This is a genomic window from Deltaproteobacteria bacterium (assembly GCA_029210625.1).
In the GTDB taxonomy this organism is placed as follows: Bacteria; Myxococcota; Myxococcia; order SLRQ01; family SLRQ01; genus JARGFU01.
Window position 1 is genome coordinate 140,334 of record JARGFU010000009.1, and the last position, 21,348, is coordinate 161,681.

General features: G+C 72.3%; 21 protein-coding genes. 11 read left to right on the forward strand and 10 right to left on the reverse strand.

All coding sequences use genetic code 11. From position 1 onward, the window contains the following. The first annotated feature begins 6 nt into the window (after window positions 1–6). The 6 genes from P1V51_10485 to P1V51_10510 are packed head-to-tail and all read left to right on the forward strand — an operon-like array spanning window position 7 to window position 4,557. Window positions 7–501 carry a PilZ domain-containing protein gene (locus tag P1V51_10485; GenBank protein MDF1563465.1) on the forward strand — a complete coding sequence of 165 codons (495 nt, stop codon included), beginning with the start codon at window positions 7–9 and terminating at the stop codon, window positions 499–501. 11 nt (window positions 502–512) lie between these two features. After that, window positions 513–926, forward strand: a complete 414-nt coding sequence (locus tag P1V51_10490; GenBank protein ID MDF1563466.1) for a TIGR02266 family protein — start codon at window positions 513–515, stop codon at window positions 924–926. Next, on the forward strand, window positions 923–2,311 hold the full coding sequence (locus P1V51_10495) for a VWA domain-containing protein (GenBank protein ID MDF1563467.1): 1,389 nt from the start codon (window positions 923–925) through the stop codon (window positions 2,309–2,311). Before P1V51_10490 ends, P1V51_10495 begins: the two co-directional genes overlap by 4 nt. Before the next feature lie 13 nt (window positions 2,312–2,324). Continuing rightward, a complete protein-coding gene (gene miaB, locus P1V51_10500; protein MDF1563468.1) occupies window positions 2,325–3,713 on the forward strand; it encodes a tRNA (N6-isopentenyl adenosine(37)-C2)-methylthiotransferase MiaB in 1,389 nt (462 codons plus the stop codon). Next, complete coding sequence (locus P1V51_10505; GenBank protein ID MDF1563469.1) at window positions 3,710–4,084, forward strand: VanZ family protein; 375 nt, start codon at window positions 3,710–3,712, stop codon at window positions 4,082–4,084. The genes miaB and P1V51_10505 overlap by 4 nt, the downstream gene beginning before the upstream one ends. An 8-nt stretch (window positions 4,085–4,092) precedes the next feature. Next, entirely contained in the window at window positions 4,093–4,557 is a 465-nt protein-coding gene (locus P1V51_10510; protein MDF1563470.1) for a cyclic nucleotide-binding domain-containing protein, read from the forward strand. 26 nt (window positions 4,558–4,583) lie between these two features. On the opposite strand, the gene P1V51_10515 is transcribed toward P1V51_10510, so the two are convergent. Beyond that, a complete protein-coding gene (locus tag P1V51_10515; protein MDF1563471.1) occupies window positions 4,584–6,962 on the reverse strand; it encodes a TIGR02266 family protein in 2,379 nt (792 codons plus the stop codon). Window positions 6,963–7,057: 95 nt separating this feature from the next. On the opposite strand from P1V51_10515, the gene P1V51_10520 reads away from it, so the two are divergent. Beyond that, the gene (locus P1V51_10520) at window positions 7,058–8,596 is read left to right on the forward strand and encodes a hypothetical protein (protein MDF1563472.1); all 1,539 of its coding nucleotides are present in this window, start codon (window positions 7,058–7,060) and stop codon (window positions 8,594–8,596) included. Between the two features lie 23 nt (window positions 8,597–8,619). After that, window positions 8,620–10,086: an IMP dehydrogenase gene (gene guaB, locus P1V51_10525; GenBank protein ID MDF1563473.1), complete on the forward strand. Its 1,467-nt coding sequence runs from the start codon at window positions 8,620–8,622 to the stop codon at window positions 10,084–10,086. Here the strand turns inward: guaB and P1V51_10530 are convergent. Then, window positions 10,083–10,691 (reverse strand): hypothetical protein, encoded by a 609-nt coding sequence (locus P1V51_10530; GenBank protein ID MDF1563474.1) that lies wholly within the window; start codon window positions 10,689–10,691, stop codon window positions 10,083–10,085. The two genes, guaB and P1V51_10530, sit on opposite strands and share 4 nt — an antisense overlap. A 191-nt stretch (window positions 10,692–10,882) precedes the next feature. Here P1V51_10530 and guaA point away from each other — a divergent pair, with 191 nt between their 5' ends. Further along, window positions 10,883–12,439, forward strand: a complete 1,557-nt coding sequence (gene guaA / locus P1V51_10535) for a glutamine-hydrolyzing GMP synthase (GenBank protein MDF1563475.1) — start codon at window positions 10,883–10,885, stop codon at window positions 12,437–12,439. 122 nt (window positions 12,440–12,561) lie between these two features. After that, window positions 12,562–13,323: a hypothetical protein gene (locus tag P1V51_10540; protein ID MDF1563476.1), complete on the forward strand. Its 762-nt coding sequence runs from the start codon at window positions 12,562–12,564 to the stop codon at window positions 13,321–13,323. A 28-nt stretch (window positions 13,324–13,351) separates the two neighbouring features. On the opposite strand, the gene P1V51_10545 is transcribed toward P1V51_10540, so the two are convergent. From P1V51_10545 to P1V51_10555, 3 genes are read right to left on the reverse strand one after another with little or no spacing between them, the layout of a single operon-like run. Beyond that, on the reverse strand, window positions 13,352–13,750 hold the full coding sequence (locus P1V51_10545) for a (deoxy)nucleoside triphosphate pyrophosphohydrolase (protein MDF1563477.1): 399 nt from the start codon (window positions 13,748–13,750) through the stop codon (window positions 13,352–13,354). 7 nt (window positions 13,751–13,757) lie between these two features. Further along, on the reverse strand, window positions 13,758–14,933 hold the full coding sequence (locus P1V51_10550; protein MDF1563478.1) for a PQQ-binding-like beta-propeller repeat protein: 1,176 nt from the start codon (window positions 14,931–14,933) through the stop codon (window positions 13,758–13,760). Between the two features lie 7 nt (window positions 14,934–14,940). After that, window positions 14,941–15,723, reverse strand: a complete 783-nt coding sequence (locus P1V51_10555) for a tetratricopeptide repeat protein (protein MDF1563479.1) — start codon at window positions 15,721–15,723, stop codon at window positions 14,941–14,943. 178 nt (window positions 15,724–15,901) lie between these two features. Between P1V51_10555 and P1V51_10560 the strand changes: the two genes are divergently transcribed. Next, window positions 15,902–16,393, forward strand: coding sequence for a hypothetical protein (locus P1V51_10560; protein ID MDF1563480.1), 492 nt, complete (start codon window positions 15,902–15,904; stop codon window positions 16,391–16,393). Here the strand turns inward: P1V51_10560 and der are convergent. Genes der through mnmA form a run of 5 tightly spaced genes read right to left on the reverse strand, consistent with a single transcriptional unit; the run spans window position 16,371 to window position 21,316 of the window. Next, complete coding sequence (der, locus tag P1V51_10565; GenBank protein MDF1563481.1) at window positions 16,371–17,708, reverse strand: ribosome biogenesis GTPase Der; 1,338 nt, start codon at window positions 17,706–17,708, stop codon at window positions 16,371–16,373. The genes P1V51_10560 and der overlap by 23 nt on opposite strands. Then, on the reverse strand, window positions 17,705–18,685 hold the full coding sequence (gene era / locus P1V51_10570; GenBank protein MDF1563482.1) for a GTPase Era: 981 nt from the start codon (window positions 18,683–18,685) through the stop codon (window positions 17,705–17,707). The genes der and era overlap by 4 nt, the downstream gene beginning before the upstream one ends. Continuing rightward, on the reverse strand, window positions 18,682–19,482 hold the full coding sequence (locus tag P1V51_10575; protein ID MDF1563483.1) for a peptidylprolyl isomerase: 801 nt from the start codon (window positions 19,480–19,482) through the stop codon (window positions 18,682–18,684). The genes era and P1V51_10575 overlap by 4 nt, the downstream gene beginning before the upstream one ends. Further along, window positions 19,479–20,246 carry a ribonuclease III gene (rnc, locus tag P1V51_10580; protein ID MDF1563484.1) on the reverse strand — a complete coding sequence of 256 codons (768 nt, stop codon included), beginning with the start codon at window positions 20,244–20,246 and terminating at the stop codon, window positions 19,479–19,481. Before rnc ends, P1V51_10575 begins: the two co-directional genes overlap by 4 nt. Next, a complete protein-coding gene (gene mnmA / locus P1V51_10585) occupies window positions 20,243–21,316 on the reverse strand; it encodes a tRNA 2-thiouridine(34) synthase MnmA (GenBank protein MDF1563485.1) in 1,074 nt (357 codons plus the stop codon). The genes rnc and mnmA overlap by 4 nt, the downstream gene beginning before the upstream one ends. Window positions 21,317–21,348 lie beyond the last annotated feature (32 nt).

The following is a 21,348-nucleotide window of genomic DNA, read 5'->3' on the forward strand; positions in this document are numbered from 1 at the left end:
GGACGGATGGCAACCAAGAAGCGCAGGAAGAAGAGCAAGAAGAGCGAGGCCGCGGCACCCCCGGAGGCCGCGCGGGACGCCCTCGAGGCCCTCCTGGACGAGGTGGCCATCGGCGGGCTCGGGCCCGTCGCTCCCCGGCCCCCAGACGAGCCCCTGGCGGTCCTCGACACCGTCGAGGTCAGCCGGGCCGAGCGCGTCCCCTTCGAGGGCTACGTGCGGGTCGAGGCCGGGGACCGGGTGGTCCGCGCCCTCGGGCACGACCTCTCCGAGACCGGGATCTTCCTCGCCGCCATGGGTAGCCCCATCGCCGGGCAGGGTGAGGAGCTGAACCTCGAGATCCCCCTCCCGGACGGCGAGGAGCCGATCTGGATGACGGGGAGGGTGGTGCGCTGCGAGGAGCGGCAGGGCTTCTTCGCCGTCGCGGTCTCCTTCGGCCATCTCATCTCCGCCGATCGCACCCGCCTGAAGGCCTACGTCTCCGACCGCGCCCGCCTGCTCTAGAGCGGCTGCCCGTGCCTGGCCACGAGGACCCGGCCGGGTGTAGCATCGCCTTCGTGGTCAGCGAGCAGGACAAGGAAGGCCCGGAGAAGCGGGAAGGCGCTCGACTCGAGCATCCGGTGATGGTCGCCTACCGGACGGTCGATCGCTTCCTCTGCGACTTCGGCACGAACATCTCCCAGACGGGGATCTTCGTGAACACGCCCGATCCCCTCCCGGTGGGGACCCCGGTCCGCCTCCTCGTCTCGCTGCCCGAGGCCGACATCCCCGAGCTGCGCGGGCGCGTCACTCGCGTGCAGCCGGCGGCCGAGGGCGTCGATCCGGGCATGGGCGTCGAGTTCATCGAGCTCCCGGCCCCGGTTCGCAGCCGCCTCGACGCGCTGGTCCACGAGCTGCGCGAGAAGCTCGGCCAGGACGAGTCGGATTGAGCGCGCCCTCGGCGACCCTCGCCCGCTTCGGTCGCCTCCTGCGCCTGGCGGGCCTCCCGGTGGCCACCAGCGAGCTCCTCGACGCGGTCACCGCGCTCCTGGCCCTCGATCCCGGTGACCGCCCGGCGGTGGAGGCCGGGCTGGAGGCCGCGCTGGTCCGCAGCCGCCACGACCTGCCCATCTTCCGGGCGCTCTTCCAGCTCTCCTTCCTGGGGGCGGGCGAGACGCCCGGATCGGCCGCCGACGACCCCGAGGCCGATCCCACCGGCGAGCTCGCCGCCTTCCTGGCCCAGGCAGGCGGCGGCGCGGGGCTCTCGCCCTGGGGCCAGGCGCTCCTCTCCGGGCGCGACGATCTGCTGGGTCTGGAGGCCCGGCGGCTGGCCCTCCAGGACGGCCTCGCTGGCCTGGAGAGCCCCCTGCAGCGGGGCCTCTACGGGGTGCGGCTCTGGGACGAGGCGATGGCCTCGGGTCTGTCCGCCGATCTGGCGCACCTGGAGGCGGTCTGGGACGCGCTCCCCGAGGCGCGCCGGGCGGCCCTGGGGGAGGCCCTGGCCCGCCGCCTGGGCCGCCTGCGCCGCTTCCTGGGGGGCGAGGTCGAGGCCAACCTCGAGGCCCGCCGCCTGGCGCGCGGGCAGGGCGGGGGAGGGGCCCTGGACGACCGCCCCCTCACGGCGCTCTCCCCCTCGGAGATCGCCCGGATGACCCACCTCGTGCGCCGCCTGGCGCAGCTGATCCGGGACCGCATGAGCCGGCAGCAGCGGGTGCGGCGCCGCGGGCGCTTCGACGTCCAGCGCACCATGCGCGCCTCCCTGCGCTACGGGGGCACGCCGGCCGAGCCCATCTTCCGCCGCCGGCGGCCGCACCGGCCGCGGGTGGTGCTGCTGACCGACGTCTCCGACAGCGTGCGCAACGTCTCGCGCTTCTTTCTCCACTTCGTCACCACCCTGCAGCAGACGGTGCTCTCCGCCCGCTGCTTCCTCTTCGTCAGCGACGTGGGAGAGGCGACCTCGCTCTTCCAGGACGCCCGGGTCGAGGAGGCGGTCGACCGGGCCTTCGCGGGGCAGGTGGTGAACCTCCACGCCAACTCCAACTACGGCCGGGCCTTCGCCAGCTTCGTCGACCACCACCTGCCCTCGCTCCACCCCCGGAGCACGGTGATCGTGATCGGCGACGGCCGGAACAACTACAACCCCCACCGGGTGGACGCCCTCCAGCGCATCCGGCACCGGGTGCGGCGCCTGATCTGGCTCTGCCCCGAGCCGCGGATGGCCTGGGGCTTCGGGGACTCCGAGATGGGCCGCTACGCCCGGGTCTGCGACCAGGTGGAGGTGATCCGCTCCTTCGCCGATCTCCGACGCTTGGTCGAGTCGGTCCCGGCCTGGTAAGAGGCCCCCCGCGATGTCCGACACCACACGAGACCAGCCGGCCCGGGGGGTCTACCTCCACACCTTCGGCTGCCAGATGAACGTCTACGACGCCAACCGCATCCTCGAGCGGCTGGCCGAGGATGGCTACCACCGGGTCGAGACCCCCGAGGAGGCCGAGCTGGTGCTGCTGAACACCTGCTCGGTGCGGGAGAAGGCCGAGCAGAAGCTGCTCTCCTCCCTCGGGCGGCTGGCCCTGCTCAAGCAGGCCCGCCCCGAGCTGCTGGTGGCGGTCTCCGGCTGCGTCGCCCAGCAGGAGCGTGAGCGCCTGCTGAAGAAGGCGAAGGTGGTCGACCTCGTCTTCGGGCCCGACGCCGTCCCGCGGGTGCGGGAGCTGGTGCGGCGCAGCCGGGAGGAGAAGGGCAAGATCGTCGACGCGCGCTTCACCGAGCCGAGCAAGTACGCCTTCCCCCGGGCGATGCCCGCGGCCGGCGCCGAGCAGGGGGTGACCGCCTTCGTCACGATCCAGAAGGGCTGCGACAAGGTCTGCACCTACTGCATCGTGCCCTTCACCCGGGGCCGCGAGGTCTCCCGCCCCCGGGAGGAGATCCTCGAGGAGGCGCGGGCCTTCCTCGCCACCGGCGTGCGGGAGCTGACCCTCATCGGCCAGAACGTGAACTGCTACCACGGCGGCTCCACCTTCGCGGAGCTGCTGCGCGCGGTCGCCGAGCTGCCCGGGCTGGCCCGGCTGCGCTACACCACGAGCTACCCCGGGGAGATGGGCGACGACGTCTTCGCCGCGCACCGGGATCTGCCGGTCCTCTGCCGCCACCTCCACCTGCCGGTGCAGAGCGGCTCCGATCGCATCCTGGAGCTCATGCGCCGCGAGCACAGCGCCGCCGAGTACCGGGAGAAGGTCGCCCGGCTGAGGGCGCTGGTCCCGGGGATCGCCATCACCACCGACATCCTGGTGGGCTTCCCCGGGGAGAGCGACGAGGACTTCGAGGCGACGATGGCCCTGATCGAGGAGCTGCGCTTCGACAACCTCTACTCCTTCGTCTACTCGGAGCGCCCCGGCACCTGGACCGCCCGCAACGGCGCGAGCCTGGGTGAGGTCCCCCAGGCGGTGAAGGTCGAGCGCCTCGAGCGGGTGCAGGCCCGCCAGCGCGAGATCAGCCTGGAGAAGACCAGCGCCTTCGTGGGCCAGACCCTCGAGATCCTGGTGGAGGGACCCTCCCGCAAGGATCCGGCGGTGCGGGCCGGCCACGCCTCGGAGGGCTGGACGGTGCACTTCCCGGGCACGGAGGCCGAGGCGCCGGTGGGCAGCTTCGCCCGGGTCCGGATCGACTCCGCCAGCCACTTCGGCCTGCGGGGAGAGCTGGTCTCGGTCGCCTCCGAGCCCGACCGGGGGCCGGGCAGTTGAGGGGCCGGGGATGGCGCTGGCTGCCAGCCCTGGCCCACGCCGCGCTGATCTTCTACCTCTCCCACCAGCCGCAGTGGCCCTTCGCCCCGCCGCAGATCCTGGGGGTGGACAAGCTCCTCCACCTGGCGGCCTTCGCGGCCCTGGCCGCGCTGATCCTCTTCGCCCTGGGCGAGCAGGGCGCGACCCCGGGGGGCCGGGCGCTGGTGGCCGTCCTGGGCGTCGGCTGGGGCGTCCTGGACGAGCTGCACCAGGCCTTCGTCCCCGGGCGCTTCGCCGACCCCTGGGACGCGCTGGCGGACGCGCTGGGCGTGCTGCTGGTCCTGGCAGTTCACTTCGCCTGGTCGCGGGGGCGTGCTAGAACCACCGGCTAGAGGCCGGGATGGAAGCGATCCAGACACTACGCGGTTGCGGGCTGCTCAAGTCGTTCACGGACGTGGGCGTGAAGATCCTCGCGTCCATCGCCCAGCCCCGGACCTTCGGCCCCGGTGAGGCGATCTTCCGCCAGGGTGAAGACTCCGACGCCATGTGGGTGATCGGCGCGGGGCAGGCCTCGATCATCCTCGAGCGCGAGGAGGGGGAGCCCCAGGAGATCGGTCAGGTGGGCCCGGGCGACGTGATCGGTGAGCTCGCCCTGATCGCCGGCGGCAAGCGGATGGTCAGCGTGATCACCGACGGGCCCCTCCAGGCCGTGCGGATCACCCGCCTCGAGCTCAACGGGCTCCAGCGCAAGAAGCCGCAGGCCTGCCTCAAGCTGCTGATGGTGATCTCGAAGCAGCTGGGCAAGCGGGTCGCGGAGGACGGCGAGATCTTTCGCCGGATCATCACCGCCGCGCTGCCCGACTAGCGGAAGAGCCCGCGCGCGTGGGCGGCCTAGGCCTTGCCCACCATTCGCTTGAAGAAGGAGAGCAGCCTCCCACTCGTCGAGGGGAGGGCGTCGGTGGCGCGCTGCTCGGCCTCCCTCGAGGCGCCGACGTCCGCCTTGAGCCTGTTGCGGATCTCCTCGGGGGTGCCGCGGGTGGCCAGCTGGGTGGCGATCTCCTGACCGGTGGCGATGTTCCGGGCGCTCACCGAGAGGACGCAGTCGGGGCCCAGCTCGAAGGTCACCGCCACCCGGACCTGGCCGGCGGGCAGCTTGGGCAGGCCATCGAGGCGCGCCGTCCCCAGGAACTCGTTGCCCGCGATGTGCTCGTCCTCTCCCTGGAAGACCGAGATCTCGAGGCGGGTCTGGTCGTTGCGGGTGGTGGCGAGGCTGTAGGTCTTGCGCACCGGCAGCGGCGTGTTGCGCTCGATGATCCGGTGGAAGCGTCCCCCGGGGAGGCCCACGCCCAGGGTCATGGAGAGCACGTCGACCAGGACCACGCTGTCGACCTTCCCCAGCGAGGCCGCCAGGAGGGCGGCGCCCAGCCCCACCGCCTCGTCGGGATGCACGCCAGGGTGGGGCGGCTTGCCGAAGAAGAGGGCGAGCTTCTCCCGCACCAGCGGCGAGCGGCTCTGGCCGCCGACGAGGATCACGTCGTCGATGCCGTCGGGCCTCATCCCGGCGTCGAGGAGCACGTCCCGCACCACGTCCAGGGTGCGCTCGACGAGCCCCTCGTGCAGCTCGTCGAGGGTCTCCCGATCGAGGGTGGTCTTCAGGTCGTGGGGGACCCCGTCGGCGTCCACCACGAGGTAGGGCACGTGGATCTCGTGCGACCTGCTCTCGGAGAGGGCGACCTTGGCGGCCTCGGCGGCGTCGGCTACCCGGGAGAGGGCCACCCGATCTCCCTGGAAGGGCATGCCCTCGTTGTTCTCGAAGACCCCGAGGAGGTAGTCGACCACGCAGTTGTCGAAGTCGGCGCCGCCCAGGAAGGTGTCACCGCCGGTGGCCAGCACCTCGAAGACGTTGTCCGAGATCTTCATCACGGTGGCGTCGAAGGTGCCGCCGCCCAGATCGTAGATCAGCACCGTGCGGTTCAGCTCACGGTTGAGGCCGTAGGCGAGGGCCGCCGCAGTGGGCTCGTTGAGCATCCGCTCGACCTTCAGGCCGCAGAGCTGCCCCGCCATCCGCACCGCCTGGCGCTGCGCGTCGGAGTAGTAGGCGGGCACGGTCACCACGGCCCGGTGCACCTCCTGACTCAGGTGCTCCTGGGCCATCTGCTTGGCCTCGCGCAGGATCAGGCCCTGCACCTCCTCCAGGGAGAGGATGTGGTCACCGAGCTGGACGGCGGCCCGCCCGATCCGATCGGCGCAGATGGGGTAGTGGAAGTGGCTCGCCACCTCTCGCACCACCGGGCTCTCGAAGTTCCGGCCCACCAGCCGCTTCGCTCCGTAGACCGTGCGGATCGGGTTGATGAGCATCTGCCCCTTGGCGGGGTGGCCGACCAGGAGGCGGTCGTTCTTCGCCAGGGCGATCACCGAGGGGATGGTGTTGTAGCCCTGCTTGCTCTGGATCACCCGGGGGCGGCCCTCCTCGAAGACGGCCACGCAGGAGTTCGTGGTGCCCAGATCGATCCCGATGACCGGCCCGATCTCGGGGATGGTCTCGGGAGCCTCGAGGAAGACCACCGGCGGGGGCGCGTGGGGATCGACGACCTCGTCGACGTCGATGTCCAGCGCGTCGTCCTCGTCATCGGAGAGGTCCACGTCGATGTCGAGCTCGAGATCCGGCTCCGAGAGCGGCTGGGCCGGCGCAGGGGGCGGATCCATCGGCGCGGGGACCGGCGAGCGGGGCTCGGGAGGGGTGGCGTCGTGCACCTCGTCGTCGTCGAAGTCGAGGACGACCTCTTGCTCCTCCAGGGGCTGCGGCTCGGCGGGGGCGAGGTCACCGAGCTGCGCTGCGAGGGCCTCGGTGGTCGTGTCCACCATCGACCGGCTCGCGGGGGGAGGGGCCTCCTGGCCCGGGCCCGGCTCCACGGTGCCGGGCTCGCGCGCACCCCGGAGGGCGAGCATCCGCTCGACGAGGGTCTGGGAGTGGGGGTCGAGGACGGTGAAGGTGATACCCATTCCGGAGGGCCCTTCGACCCCCTCGGGGCGGACCCAGGCCACGGTGCCCGAGCCCCGCAGGACGGGGAGCCCACCGGCGATGTGCACCTCGAAGCGAACCTCGGTGCCCACCGGCTGCGGAGAGCGCGACTGCACGAACATCCCGCCGGGTGAGAGGTTCACCGCGAAGCGCTCGATGAACTCGTCGATATTGCCGTGTTTGAGTCGGACCACCAGCCCCACGGCGACCCGATCCCCCGATCTTCTCTCTCCGTTTCCGTCTGACATGGGTGGGCCCAGTATCGTCCAAACCCCTGCAAAAAGGCACGGAATTCCAGGCCCGCTGGGCAGGAGCGGTCGAGTCGGATAGATGGTTCGCGCACATGGCCGAGACCTTTGGACTCCTGCTGGTTCGAGAGGGCCTCATCGATCGCGAGGCCCTCTACGAAGCCCTGCGCCTGCAGAAGGAGGAGGGCGGCCTGCTCGGCACCTGCCTGCTCACGATGGGGCACCTCAAGCGGGGTCAGCTGCTCCAGGCGCTGGCGCGGCACCTCTCGATCCCGCCCGCCCCGCCCAGCCGGGTGATCCGGCCCGATCCCGATCTGCAGTACCGCTTCGACGCCGCGCCCCTCCTCCGCCTGCGCGCCGTGCCCTACGCCCGGGGCGCGCGGGGAGAGATCCAGCTGGCCTTCGCCGATCCGCGCTCCCTGCCCGCGCTGGAGGAGCTGCGCACCGACGCCCGCGGCGAGGAGATCCTCCTGCGGGTGGCCACCGAGCCCGACATCGAGGCGGGCCTCGCGGCCCTCGGGATCGATCGAGGGGCCCAGGCCGGGCTCCCTCCCGGGGACGAGGCAGCCTCCCCGCAGCCCGAGCCCCCCGCCGAGGACGCCGCGCCCGGCGTGGCGCCGGAGCCCGCCGAGCGCTTCGTCGTCCAGAGCGAGGTCGACTTCGCCCAGGCCACCGGCTTCGATCAGGCCAAGACCGCCGTCTTCCGCCTCGACGAGGTCGCGGCCGCCGCCCGGGAGATGAAGGCGGAGAAGGCCGCGGCGGCGCCCGCCGCAGGCCCGCCGCCCGACGCGCGCTTCACCGAGATCGTGGACGAGGAGGAGCCCGCCGGCAGCGTGGAGGTGCTCCCGGATCCGCCGCGGAGGGCACCGCCCCCGGCGATGGAGCTGCCGGCCGCCTCGCCGATGGAGCTGCCGGCCGCCTCGCCGATGGCCCTGGAGGCCAGCGAGGCCTGGGCCGCGGCCTCCGCCGCCGATCCCGTCTTCCGGGACGAGGCCGAGGTCGCCTTCTCCCAGGCGACGGGCTTCGATCGCGAGGCCACCGCCGTCTTCCGCCTCGACAGCCTGGCCTCCTCGGCGCGCCCGGAGCAGCAGTCCGCCGAGGAGGGGCTGCCCGCCCCGCCGGACGCGCCCCGCATCGCCGAGGCCGCCGAGAAGCTCTTCGAGGCGACCAACGAGGGTGGGGTGGCCCGGCAGCTGGTGAAGTTCTATTCGAAGTACTTCCCCCGGGTGATCGTCCTGACCCGTCACGGCGACGTCCTGCGCGGCCTGCTCTCCCGGGGCGTGGAGATCTCCGGCCCCCAGGTCGCCCAGCTCCGCTTCCCCCTGGGCCCCTTCGCGCGCCTCTTCGAGGAGGACGGCGGCTACTACGGCCCGCCGCCCGGCGGGCAGGAGCTCGAGCCCCTCTACCAGGCCCTCGGCGAGACCGCGGTCCACGCCCTGGTCGTGCCGATCCCCACCGCCGTCGAGCCGCCCTGGCTGCTCTTCGCCGACCACGGCAGCTCCCTCGAGCGCTACGACGACGTGCACGAGCTCGAGATGATGGCCAAGGAGGCCGCCGTGGCCCTGGATCTGCTCCGGGAGCGGAGCCAGAAGCGCGAGGCGGTCCTGCCTCCCCCCGATTCCACCTCCACCTGATCCACCTCGAGGTGCCTTCAGCCATGCTGCCCAAAGACGAACTGACCGAGGGGCTCACCTTCGACGATGTCCTCCTGGTGCCCGCCTACAGCGAGGTCCTGCCTCGCGAGGTGAAGCTCGGGACCCGCCTGGCCGGCGAGCTCCGCCTCAACATCCCCCTCGCCTCGGCCGCGATGGACACCGTCACCGAGGCCTCCGCGGCCATCGCGATGGCGGCCGAGGGTGGCATCGGCTTCATCCACAAGGCCCTCGACCCCGAGGCGCAGGCCGCCGAGGTGGCCAAGGTGAAGAAGTACGAGTCGGGGACGATCGTCGATCCCCACACCTGCCGGCCCGGCGACCACCTGGGGGAGACGGTCGAGATCATGCGCCGCCGGGGGATCAGCGGCGTCCCGGTGACCGAGAGCGAGGGTGGGGCGCTGGTCGGCATCCTCACCCGGCGGGACATCCGCTTCGAGCGCAACCTCGACCAGCCGGTGTCGGCGGTCATGACCCGGGAGGTCGTGACGGCCCCCCTGGGGACGAGCCGGGAGGAGGCCGAGGCGCTCCTGCAGAAGCACCGGATCGAGAAGCTGCCCCTGGTCGACGAGAACGGCGCCCTCGCGGGCCTCATCACGGTGAAGGACATCGAGAAGGCCACCCGCTTCCCCCAGGCCGCCCGGGACGCCCGGGGCCGGCTCCTGGCCGCCGCGGCCGTGGGCCCGGGCACGGATCGCGACGAGCGGGTCGAGGCGCTGGTGGCGGCCGGGGTGGATCTCATCTGCCTGGACACCGCCCACGGGCACAGCCGCTCGGTGATCGAGGCGGTGCGGCTGGTGAAGCAGCGCTACCCGGAGCTGCCGGTCGCCGCCGGGAACATCGCCACCGCCGAGGCCGCCGAGGCGCTCATCGAGGCGGGCGCCGACGCGGTGAAGGTCGGGATCGGGCCGGGCTCGATCTGCACGACCCGGATCGTGGCGGGGGTGGGCGTCCCGCAGATCACTGCCATCTCCGAGTGCGCCCGGATCACCCGCGCCGCCGGGGTGCCGCTCATCGCAGACGGCGGGATCAAGTTCTCGGGCGATCTGGTCAAGGCGCTCGCCGCCGGCGCCGACCTGGTGATGGTGGGCTCCCTCCTGGCCGGCACCGAGGAGGCGCCGGGCGAGGTCGTCCTGCTCCAGGGCCGCTCCTACAAGACCTACCGGGGCATGGGCTCCCTGGGCGCCATGCAGAAGGGCTCCAAGGATCGCTACTTCCAGGACGACGTCCGGGAGGCGGAGAAGCTGGTGCCGGAGGGGATCGAGGGGAGGGTGCCCTACAAGGGGCCCCTGAAGATGGTGCTCCACCAGCTGACCGGCGGCCTGCGCTCGGGCATGGGCTACCTCGGCTGCGAGGACATCCCGGCGCTCCAGGAGAAGGCCCGCTTCGTGCGGATCTCTCCGGCGGGGCTGCGGGAGAGCCACGTCCACGACGTGACCATCACCAAGGAGGCGCCGAACTACCGGGTTTAGCGGCGGCGCTTCTTGCCGCGCGGCTTCTCGGCCTCGACCAGCTTCGCCTTCGCCGCCTCGATCTCGCCCAGCAGGGTCGACAGATCCGCCGGGCTCAGGACGTTCACGGCCTTGGCGAGGAGGTCGAGGTCGACCCGCGCCTTGAGGACCTCTTGCTTGCGCTTCTTGCCGACGAAGTCGGTGACCACCGGCGCGAGGAGGATGTCGCGGATCCGCCGGTCGAGGGTCTGCTCGGTGTCGATCCGGGTGGCCTCGCAGGCCTGGACGTAGGCCGGGATGTCGTGCTCGGCGCCGTCGGTGGTCTTGCCGCTGAAGTAGGCCGATCCGGGCCGGTCGGCGACCGTCTGCTGGATGGTCTCGTTGGCGGCCTTCGCCTGGTCGAGGAGCCCGGTCAGGCCGGCGAGCTGCGCCTCCTCGTCGGAGGTGTCGCTCTTGAGGCCCGTGAGGACCGGGCCGAGCTTCTCGCAGCCGGTGGCCTCGATGGCCATCACTGCGTCCTCCAGGCCGCCCGAGGCCTGGACCGTACCGACATTCTCGGTGGCGGCCTCCAGGCGATCGTCGGCCGAGGGTCCGTAGGCTGCTGCCCCGGCGCAACCCGTTGCCACCAAGAGCGCGAGAGCGATGGCGAGCTTTGGCATCGCCCCAAGGGGTATTGCATGCCCGAGACGGTGTCAAATCGGCTGGCCTTGCCGGCGCGCGCGTTCGCGTGCTACCGCCAGCGCCGCGAGCCAGCCCGCAGGAGGGTGATCGTGGCTCGCGCTTCCTCCTGGCCACCGCCACGAACGCGAGAAGGACCGTGAAAGAGCGCATCCTCATCCTCGACTTCGGCTCGCAGTACACCCAGCTCATCGCCCGCAAGGTCCGGGAGGCCGGGATCTACGGGGAGATCCATCCCTTCCACCTGGACGCCGACGCGCTGCGCGCCTTCGACGCGAAGGGGATCATCCTCTCCGGGGGGCCCTCCTCGGTGACGGACGAGAAGGCGCCGATGCCGGATCCGGTGGTCTTCCAACTCGGGGTGCCGGTCCTCGGCATCTGCTACGGGCTCCAGGTGATGACCCACCTCCTCGGCGGGCAGGTCGCCCGCTCGGACCACCGAGAGTACGGCCCCGCGCGCATCACCATCGAGCGCAGCGAGGACCTCTTCGCCGCCTTCGCCGGCGACCCCTCGGCCGAGGTCTGGATGAGCCACGGCGACCGGGTGGAGGCGCTCCCCGAGGGCTTCGAGCCCGTCGCCCACAGCGAGGGCTCTCCCTTCGCCGCGATCGCCCACCGGGAGCGGCGCCTCTTCGGGGTGCAGTTCCACCCCGAGGTGCACCACACCCCCCGGGGCAAGGAGATCCTCTCGGCCTTCCTGAAGGAGACCTGCGGCTGCTCGGGGGAGTGGTCGATGGAGTCCTTCCTCGAGGAGGCCGTGGCCCGGGTGAAGGCCCAGGTCGGCGATCAGGGCCGGGTGGTCTGCGGGCTCTCCGGGGGGGTCGACTCCTCGGTGGTCGCGGCGCTCCTCGACCGGGCGATCGGCAAGCGCCTGACCTGCATCTTCGTGGACAACGGCCTGATGCGGCACGAGGAGGCCCGGGAGGTCGCCGAGGCCTTCGAGGGCCGCTTCTCCCGGCCCATCGTCCAGGTGGACGCCTCCGACCGCTTCCTCACGGCCCTGGCCGGGGTCGACGATCCCGAGCAGAAGCGGAAGATCATCGGCCGCACCTTCATCGAGGTCTTCGAGGAGGCCGCCGAGCTCGAGTCGCAGGTCCACGGGAAGGCCGACTTCCTGGCCCAGGGGACCCTCTATCCGGACGTCATCGAGTCCGTCTCGGTGCGGGGCCCCAGCGTCACCATCAAGACCCACCACAACGTGGGCGGGCTGCCCGAGGTCATGAAGCTCGGCCTGGTCGAGCCCCTCCGGGAGCTCTTCAAGGATGAGGTGAGGGTTCTTGGCAAAGTCCTTGGCCTGCCTGACTTTTTGCTGGGCCGCTGGCCCTTCCCGGGGCCGGGCCTGGCGGTGCGGATCCTCGGCGAGATCACCCGGGAGAGGCTCGAGGTCCTGCGCAAGGCCGACGTGATCTTCCAGGAGGAGATCCGGAAGGCGGACCTCTACGACGAGATCTGGCAGGGCTTCGCCGTGCTCCTGCCGGTGAAGTCGGTCGGCGTGATGGGAGACGAGCGCACCTACGAGAACACCTGCGCGCTGCGGGCGGTGACCTCGGTGGACGGGATGACCGCCGACTGGGCCCGGTTGCCGCACGAGGTCCTGGCCCGGATCTCCACCCGGATCATCAACGAGGTGCGGGGGATCAACCGGGTCGCCTACGACATCTCCTCCAAGCCGCCCTCGACCATCGAGTGGGAGTAGGGGCCGCCCGGAGCCCGGCCCGAGAGCAGGAAAGCCGCTCGTTCAGCGCCTCATAGCGACTCCCGGGCGAAGTTTACATAATGTATCTTATCAGACCCAAGGTTCGAAACGGCCCCCTGGGGGTGCTCCGGTCCCGGGGGCCCGAGGGGCTGCCGATCCGACCCCCTGATCGGCCCCGGGAGGTCGGCCCCCGCGGCCGGATCCGGGCTCCTTTCTGGGCCGGTCTGGGGCTGCTGCTCCTGGCGGGCTGTCCGGCCGGTGATCGCGGCGGGAGCACGGCGGCCACCGGCGCCGGGAGCCAGGCGCAAGCGATCCAGCCCGTGGTCGACGCCGGACCACCGGCGCCGCCGCCTTTGCCCTTCGAGATCGAGGACGATCGCCTGGACGTCGTGGCGGCCTGGGCCGTCCTGCCGGCGGAGCGCGGGAGCGTCGACGGCGGCAGCGGAGACGCCGGCGCCGAGGCGCCCACCGCGGGCCCGATCCTCGAGGAGCTTCCCCGGGAGACCCGGCCCTGGTCCGTGCCCCTGGACGGCGCCCTCCGGATCGAGCTCTGGCAGCGCCTCATCGACTTCAGGGTCCGGCTCCTGGACAGCCAGGGGCGCTCCCTGGGCAGCGAGGTCCTGGTCGGCGAGGTGCCCACTCGCCAGCGCGGCGGCGAGGCCGAGCCCGGAGGCACCTGGATCGAGGTGCGGCCGCGCGGGGGCTTCCCCCCGGCGACCCCCTGCCGGGTCGTCTTCGACGGTGAGAGCGGCCCCTACGTGCTGGATCTGAAGGGAAAGGCCTTCCAGGACCTCACCCTGGACGTCGTCGGAGACTCCCCGCCGGCCGAGCTCGAGGCCGGCGACGGCGGCGCCCTCCCCATCGGCAGCGAGGAGCTGCCCTGAGGGATCACGAAGTTGACATAACCTATGGTTACGTCAACTCGGACCGGAGCAGCTCGACCAGCGGCCGGTCCGCCGGTGGCAGCGGAAGCCGCCCGAGGGTCTCCCCGTCCGCCCAGCAGAGCTCGGCCACCTCGACGGCGCGGGGCTCCACCCCCTCGGGAAGCTCGGTCCGGAAGAAGGCCAGCGCGACCTCCTTCTCGGGATAGGCGTGCTCCACCCGGCAGAGGCACTCGCCGATCCGGGCCCCCGAGACCCCCAGCTCCTCCTCCAGCTCCCGGATCAGGGCCTCGGCCTCGCTCTCCTCCGGGTGGACCTTCCCGCCCGGAAACTCCCAGAGGCCGGCCAGGTGGACCCCTTCCGGCCGCCGGGAGAGCAGCACCCTCCCGTCGCGGATCACCACCGCGGCGACGACCTCGACCCGACGCATCCCGGCGCTAGCGCCCGAGGCGATAGAGGTAGCCGCCGTTGCTGAAGACCCAGAGCCCTCGCCCCGCAGGGCTGGCCGGCGCGCTCACACCCTTGCCCGGGGCGAAGAAGGCGATCGGGCGGCCGCTCTGCCGCGAGAGGCCGTAGAACGAGCCGTCGCTGGCGCCGATGTAGAGCTCGTCCCCGAGCAGGACCGCCTCGGTGGGATCGCCCTCCCCCAGCTTCGCCCGCCAGGCGACCTTGCCGTCGACGAGGCGCAGGGCGACGGCCTCTCCCGAGCCGAGGACCAGCAGCTTCTCGCCACCGCGATCCCCGGTGAGCGAGAGGTGGACGGCGCCCTCGTGGCGGCCGGGGGCCTCCCAGACGGTCTCGCCGTCGGCGAGGGCGAGGCCCCGCACCCGACCCGCGTAGGTGGCGTAGTAGGCGACGTCCCCGTGGATCACCGGCCCCGCGTCGACGTCGTCGAAAGGGGTGTTGGTGACGTGCCGGCGCTGCCAGAGCTGCTTCCCGTCCGCCACCGAAAAGGCGGCGACGGTCCCGTCGGCGAAGGCGGCCACCAGGCGATCGCCGGCGACGGCCGGCACGGAGGCGCCCCGGATGGCCAGCTTCGAGCCCGAGGGGTTGCGGTGCTGCCAGAGCAGCTCGCCGGTCTCGGCCTCCACCGCGGTGAGCGAGTCGCCGAGGCTGGGGACGATCAGGCGGCCGTCGGCGAGGACCATCCGGACCCCGAGCTCGAGGCCCAGATCCTTCTCCCAGAGCGTGCGGCCGGTGGCGGCGTCGAGGGCGAAGAGGAGCCCGCGCGCCGAGGCGGCGTAGAGGCGGTCCCCGTCGAGGAGGAGCGGCGCGTCGATCGCGCCCCCCAGATCACGCACCCAGCGCTCGGAGAGCCGGTCGCCGTCGAGGGCGAAGACCTTGCCTCCGCGGGTGCCCACGAAGAGCCAGTCGCGGCGCAGATCGTAGACGGGGCCGCTCCGCTGCCGGGTGCCGACCTCCAGGGGGGCCGGCTTCTCCAGCTGGATGCGGGCCTCCACCGGCAGCCGCCGGGGGGCCACCTTCTGCGGCTCGATCCCGTCGGGGTGCTCGGGGCGGTCGCGCCGGGCGACCTCGCCGAGGGTCTGGCAGCCCGCGAGCGCGAGCAGGAGTGGCAGCGCGAGCAGGCCGGCCCGGCGACGCAGGAGGCCCATGGAGTTCCTACTCACCGGCTGCTTCGGCGGAGCCCTCGGCGTCGGCCGCGGCCGGTGCCGGAGGAAGCTGGCCGAGCAGGGTGTCCGCCTCGGCGCGCACGGCGCTCTCGGAGAACTCGTCGACCACCTGCTGGGCCCGGCGGCGGGCGTCGTCGGGGCGCTTCAGCGCCACGAGCACCCGGGCCTCGTGCACCAGGGCGTAGGGCTTGTAGAAGTCGCCGCCCTCCTTGCCGAGGCGCTCGAAGGCCTTCAGCGCGCCCTCGAGATCGTCCTTGGCCTCGAGGGTGTAGCCCAGGCCCTCGAGGGCCGAGAAGCGCATCCGGTCGTCGCGGCTGGACTCCTTCAGGAAGCGCTCGTAGTCGGCCAGGGCGCTGTCGTACTCACCGGCCCGGTAGGCGCGGTCGGCGAGCTCGAGGGTGGCCACGGCCGCGGCGGCGGTCCCCGAGTGATCGATCCGCACCGCCTCGAGGGCGGCGTTGACCTTCTCCTTCTTCTCCTCCTCCGAGGTGAAGAAGGGATCGTCGGAGGTCGCGGCGGCGCCGCCGTCCTCGAGGACCGGGCGCTCGGCCATCTCGAGGGCGTCCCCGAGGGCCGCGCCGGCGCGGACGGCCGACTGCTCGAAGTACCAGGACCCCAGCGAGAGCAGGACGCCGACGACGACGATCCCCCCCAGGCTGGAGAGCACGAGCGTGCCGTGCTTCTGGAGGTAGTCGACGACCGCCGTGCCGGTCTGCACGAATTCGTCGGGGCGCTTGAGTTCCTTGCGGCTGAGCTTCTTGGCGTGGGCCACTTCTGCCTCTCGATCCCTGTGGAAAAACGGGTCCTTATCGAAGGCCGCGGTTATAGGAACGCCCCACCGGGCCTGTCAACGTCGGGGCGCGCCCTCGTGCTATCTTCCGACCACCTTGCACCCGCTCCGAGACCCTCCTCGATCCGCCTCCAGAGCCCTCCCGGGCCTGTTCCTCCTGGTGATCCTCCTCCTCCCGGGCTCCGCCCGGGCCCTGGGCTACGAGCTCTCGGCCGGCGCCAAGCTCGGGCGGGGTCAGGCCACCGCGCTGCAGACCGGCGCCGAGCTGGAGCTCGCCCTGGCGCTCGATCCGCAGATCCTGGTCGGGATGCGAGCGGAGTCCGGCACCCGCCGCGCCCTCCAGGGTTGGGAGCCCCTCCACCGGGCGGGCCTCGCCGCGGCCTGGCGCTTCGACCGCACCCGCTGGATGTTCCGCCTCGGCGCGGCCACGGGCGTGGAGGTGGGCCCGGCCGGGGGGCCGGGGCTCTGGGCCGGCGCCGCGCTGGGCCTGGACCACTGGCCCACGCCGCACCGGGGCATGGCCTACGGCCTCACCCTCGGCTACGAGCTGGATCTGCGCAGCGGCGCCGAGCGGATCGTCCTGGGGCTCCACCTGCGGGTCGGCGGCGAGGCCGAGCGCCGGCCGGAGCCTAGCGGCCGCTCCGCCCCTTGAAGGTGAGGCGCAGGGTGACCCCCTCGAGGGGATAGGTGTCGCGCAGGCGGTTCACCAGGTAGCGCTGGTAGTGATCGGGTACGTCCGCCGGCCGCGAGCAGGTCAGCACGAACTTCGGCGGCGCCCGCCCGACCTGCGTGGCGTAGAAGAAGCGGTTCGGCCGGCCCTTCACCAGCGGCGGCGGCCGCTCTCCGGTGACCTGCTCCAGCCAGCGGTTCAGCTCGGCGGTGGGGATCCGGGTGGTCTGCCGGACGTGCACCGCCCGCACCTCGTCGAGGAGCTTGAAGACCCGCTTCCCCTCGAGGGCCGAGGTCAGCACGATCGGCGCGTGGCGCACCTCGGGCAGGGTCTCCCGCACCCGGGCGCGCAGGGCGTCGGGCCCCTCCCCCTCGTCGCTCTCCAGGATCAGGTCCCACTTGTTCACCGCGATCACCAGGCCCTTGCCCCGGTCGACCACGAGCTTCGCCAGCCGGGCGTCCTGGCTCACCGCTACCTCGGTGGCGTCGAGGACGAGGACCGCGACGTCCGAGTTCTCCACGCTCTTCAGCGAGCGGATGACGGTGTAGCGCTCGAGGTCCTGGGAGATGGACTTGCGCCGCCGGATCCCCGCCGTGTCCGTGAGGATGAAGGTCTCCTTCTGGTAGCGCAGCGTGGCGTCGAGGCTGTCGCGGGTGGTGCCGGCGACCTCCGTGGCGAGGAAGCGCTCCTCACCCAGGAGCGCGTTGAGCAGGGTGGACTTGCCCACGTTGGGCCGACCGATCACCGCCAGGCGCAGCCCGGTCTCGGCTTCCGGCTCCTCTTCGCCGATCCTCGGCAGCACGACCGCCTCGAGGAGGGCGTCGAGGAGGTCCCCCACCCCGCGCCCGTGCTCGGCCGAGATCGGGTGGGCGTCGAAGCCCAGCCGGGCGATCTCGGCGATCACCCCGGTGGTCTCCTCGCCGTGCATCGAGTCGATCTTGTTGGCGGCGATCACGGTCGGGGTCCCCGACCGGCGCAGCTGACGGGCGATCTCCTCGTCGGCGGTGGTCAGGCCGTCGCGGGAGTCGACCACGAAGATGATCCCCGCGGCCTCCTCCACCGCCAGCTCGGCCTGGGCCCGCATGCCGGAGAGGAGCTCGTCCTCGGCGTCGGGCTCGAAGCCACCGGTGTCGATCAGGATGAAGCTGTGGCCACTCCACTCGGCGTCCCGGTAGTGACGATCCCGCGTGACGCCGGGGACGTCCCTGACGATGGCGTTCTTGCCTCCGCAGATGCGGTTGAAGAGGGTCGACTTCCCGACGTTCGGGCGACCGACGATGGCGATTAGACGGCTCACGTGTACCCCATTTTTCGCAGGCCCCCGGCCTTGCGGGACCAGCCCGGCTCCACGCGCACGTTGAGGCCCAGGTAGACCCGCGCGCCGAGCAGCTTCTCCAGGCGAAGGCGCGCGGCCTTGCCGATGCGCGAGATCATCGCGCCCTTCTTTCCGATGATGATGCCCTTCTGGGAGGCGCGATCGACCACGATGTTCGCCTCGATCCGTACCAGGCCCTTCCCCTCGCGCTCCTCCTCGTCGAAGAGGAGGATCTCCACCGCCGTCTCGTAGGGGATCTCCTGGTGGACGTGGCGCATCACCTGCTCGCGGACGTACTCGGCGGCGATGGTGCGCTCGGCCTGATCGGTGAGCATGTCCGGGGGGAAGAGGGGCGGCGACTCGGGCATCAGCCCGGCGAGGGAGGCCATCAGGTCGGCGAGGCCCTCGCCGGTGCGCGCCGAGATGGGGTGGATCCCCTTCCAGTCGTGGACGGCCTGGTAGCTCTCGATGAGGGGCAGCAGGTAGGGCTGGTGCACCGCGTCGACCTTGTTGACGCCGAGCACCACCGGCTTGCCCGAGCGCACGAGGCGCTCGAGGATCTTCGCGTCGCGCTCGTCGAAGGCGACCTTCTGCGCCAGGGCGCGATCGAGGGCCTCGCCGGTCTCGCTCAGCGCCTCCGCGGGCAGGCGGTGGCTGACGTCCACCAGGAAGAGGACGGCCTCGACCTCGTCGAGGGTCGAGAGCGCGACGTCCACCATGTAGCGGTTCAGGCCCCCCTTGGCCGGGTGTACGCCCGGCGTGTCGAGGAAGGCGATCTGCCAGCCCGGATCGTGCGCCACCCCCAGCACCCGGGTGCGGGTGGTCTGGGGCTTGTGGGTGACGATGGCGATCCGCTCGCCCAGGATCTGGTTGAGCAGGGTCGACTTGCCGACGTTCGGCTGGCCGATCAGCGCGACGAAGCCGGCGCGGTGGGCGCCGCTCGGGGGGGCCTCGCTCACCTCGCCCCCGGAGAGGCGCGCCGGATGCTGACCTTGTCGAGGGTCACCGCCTGCACCGGGCGGTTGCCCGGCCCCTGGGGGACCCGGGCGATCTTCCCGATCAGCTCCTCGCCGGCGACCACCCGGCCGAAGATCGTGTGGCGGCCGTTCAGGTGCGGCGTGGGCACCTCGGTGAGGAAGAACTGCGAGCCGTTGGTGTTCGGGCCGCTGTTGGCCATCGCCAGGAGGCCCGAACGATCGAAGCGCAGGTCCTGGGGCTCGTCGCGGAACTGGTAGCCGGGGCCGCCGATGCCCTTCCCCATCGGATCGCCGCCCTGGATCATGAAGCGCGGGATCACCCGGTGGAAGACCGTGCCGTCGTAGAAGGGCCTCTTCGCCGGCTTGCCGTCCAGGCCGCGGAACCAGTGCTTGCCCATCGCGAGGCCCACGAAGTTGGCGACGGTCAGGGGCGCCTCCTGCTCCAGGAGCTCGACCTCGATCTTGCCCATGTTGGTCTCGAAGGTGGCCAGCAGCTTGCCCTCGCCGGGCACCATCTCGCGGGCGGTCACCACCGGCGCCGTCAGGATCGGGGGCGGGCCGGCCTCGCCCGGCGCCGCGGCGGCCGGCGCTGGCGCGGCCTCGGCGGGCGCGGGCGCGGCGGCCTCGGGCTCGGCGGCCTCGGGCTCGGCGGCGGGCTTCGGCGCCTCGGCCGCCTCGCTCTCCTTCGCCGGGGCGGGCGCCTCCTCGCGGGTCTTCTGGTTGGCACAGGCCGAGAGGGCCAGGGAGAGGCCGATGATCAGGGGCAGGCGCAGCTTCATGTCTCTTCTCCTCTTGAGTCTCCGCCCGGCGTCTCGCGCTCGGGGGCGGCCTCGCCGCCCACTTCCTTCTCCAGGTGCTGGAGCGCCCGCCGGGCTGCGGCCTGCTGGGCCGCCTTCTTCGTCTTTCCCTCGCCCTCACAGGCGAGGACCTCGTCCACCACCACTTCTGCCACGAAGACCTTCTCGTGAGCGGGGCCGCTCTCCGAGACCAGACGGTAGCGGGGGGTGAGTGAATATCGCCCCTGGGCCAGCTCCTGCAACCGGGTCTTGTGGTCGCGGTCCCGCTGCTCCAGGTCCAGCTCGGCGCCCTCGAGGAGGTGGCGGGAGACCACGTCTCCGGCGGCCTCCAGGCCGTCCGCCAGGAAGACCGCGCCGAGCACCGCCTCCAGGCCGTCCGCCAGCAGGCTGGTCTTGTCCCGCCCGCCGGTTTGCTCCTCGCCTCGCCCGAGGAGGAGCAGCTCCCCCAGGCCGATCCGCCTCGCCACCGTCGCCAGGGCCGACGCGTTCACCAGCGAGGCGCGCAGGCGGGAGAGCTCTCCCTCCTGGGCGTCCGGGCACTCGCGCCAGAGGTGGGTGGAGACGCAGATCGCCACCACCGCGTCACCGAGGAACTCGAGGCGCTCGTTGTCGCCGTCGGCCTCCTCGCGGTTCTCGTTCGCCCACGACTTGTGGGTCAGGGCGCGCAGCGCCAGGCGGGCGTCGGGAAAGGCGTAGCCCAGCGCCGCCTCCAGGGCGCGCACGCGCTCCAGGGCCTCGGTCTTCATTCCTTCGCCTCCAGCAGCGTCCCACCGCCGAGCAGCTCGTCTCCGTCGTAGAACACCACGGCCTGGCCGGGGGCGGCGCCCTCGACGGCCTCCTCCAGCCTCGCGACGGCCTCGTCCCCTTCCACCCCCTCGAGCACCCCGGGGCGCCCGCGGTCGCGGTAGCGGACGTGGACCTCGAGGGGCGTCTCCAGGGCAGGCGGCTCCCCCGCGATCCAGGAGAGCTCACCCAGGCGCAGCTTGCGGCGCGCGAGCGCGGAGCGCGGCCCCACGACCACCCGCCCGCTCGCCGGCTCGATCCTCGTGACGTAGCGGCGGTCCCCTCCCCCGAGCCCCAGCCCCTTGCGCTGGCCGATGGTGAAGCGGTGGAGACCCTCGTGCTCACCGAGCACCCTCCCGGCCTCGTCCACCAGGGTGCCGCTGGCCTGCGGACCGAGGCGGGCCTCGACCAGCCGCGCGTAGCCCTCCCGGCCCACGAAGCAGATCTCCTGGCTGTCGAGCTTCTCGGCGGTGTTCAGGCCCCAGCCGCGGGCCAGCTCGCGGACCTCCTCCTTGCGAAGCTCGCCCAGGGGGAAGCGCAGGCGGGCGAGGGTCGGCTGGTCGAGGCGGTAGAGGAAGTAGCTCTGGTCCTTCCCCGGATCCCGGCCGCGGTGGAGGTGCAGGCGCCCCTGGGCGTCGCGCCGGATCCGGGCGTAGTGCCCGGTGGCCAGCTCCTCGGCGCCCAGGCGGCGGGCCTGCTCGAGGAGCGGGCCGAACTTGATCTCGGAGTTGCACTGCAGGCAGGGGTTGGGCGTGTGGCCGGCGGCGTAGGCCTCGACGAAGGGCTCGATCACCTCGGCCTCGAAGCGCTCGCGGTAGTCGAGGACGTAGTGGTCCAGGCCCAGGCGGGCCGCGACCTTGCGCACGTCGTGGGCGTCCTGCGGCGCGCAGCAGGCCCGGGGGGCGGCGTCCTCGGGGCGGTCGGGGGCGTCGGCGAGGCGCAGGTGGATCCCCACGACCTCGTGTCCCTCCCGGGAGAGGAGGCCCGCCGCCACGGAGGAATCTACACCTCCACTCATCGCCACAACGATCATCGCGTGCTCGCTCGCAGGTGAGAACCGCCCCG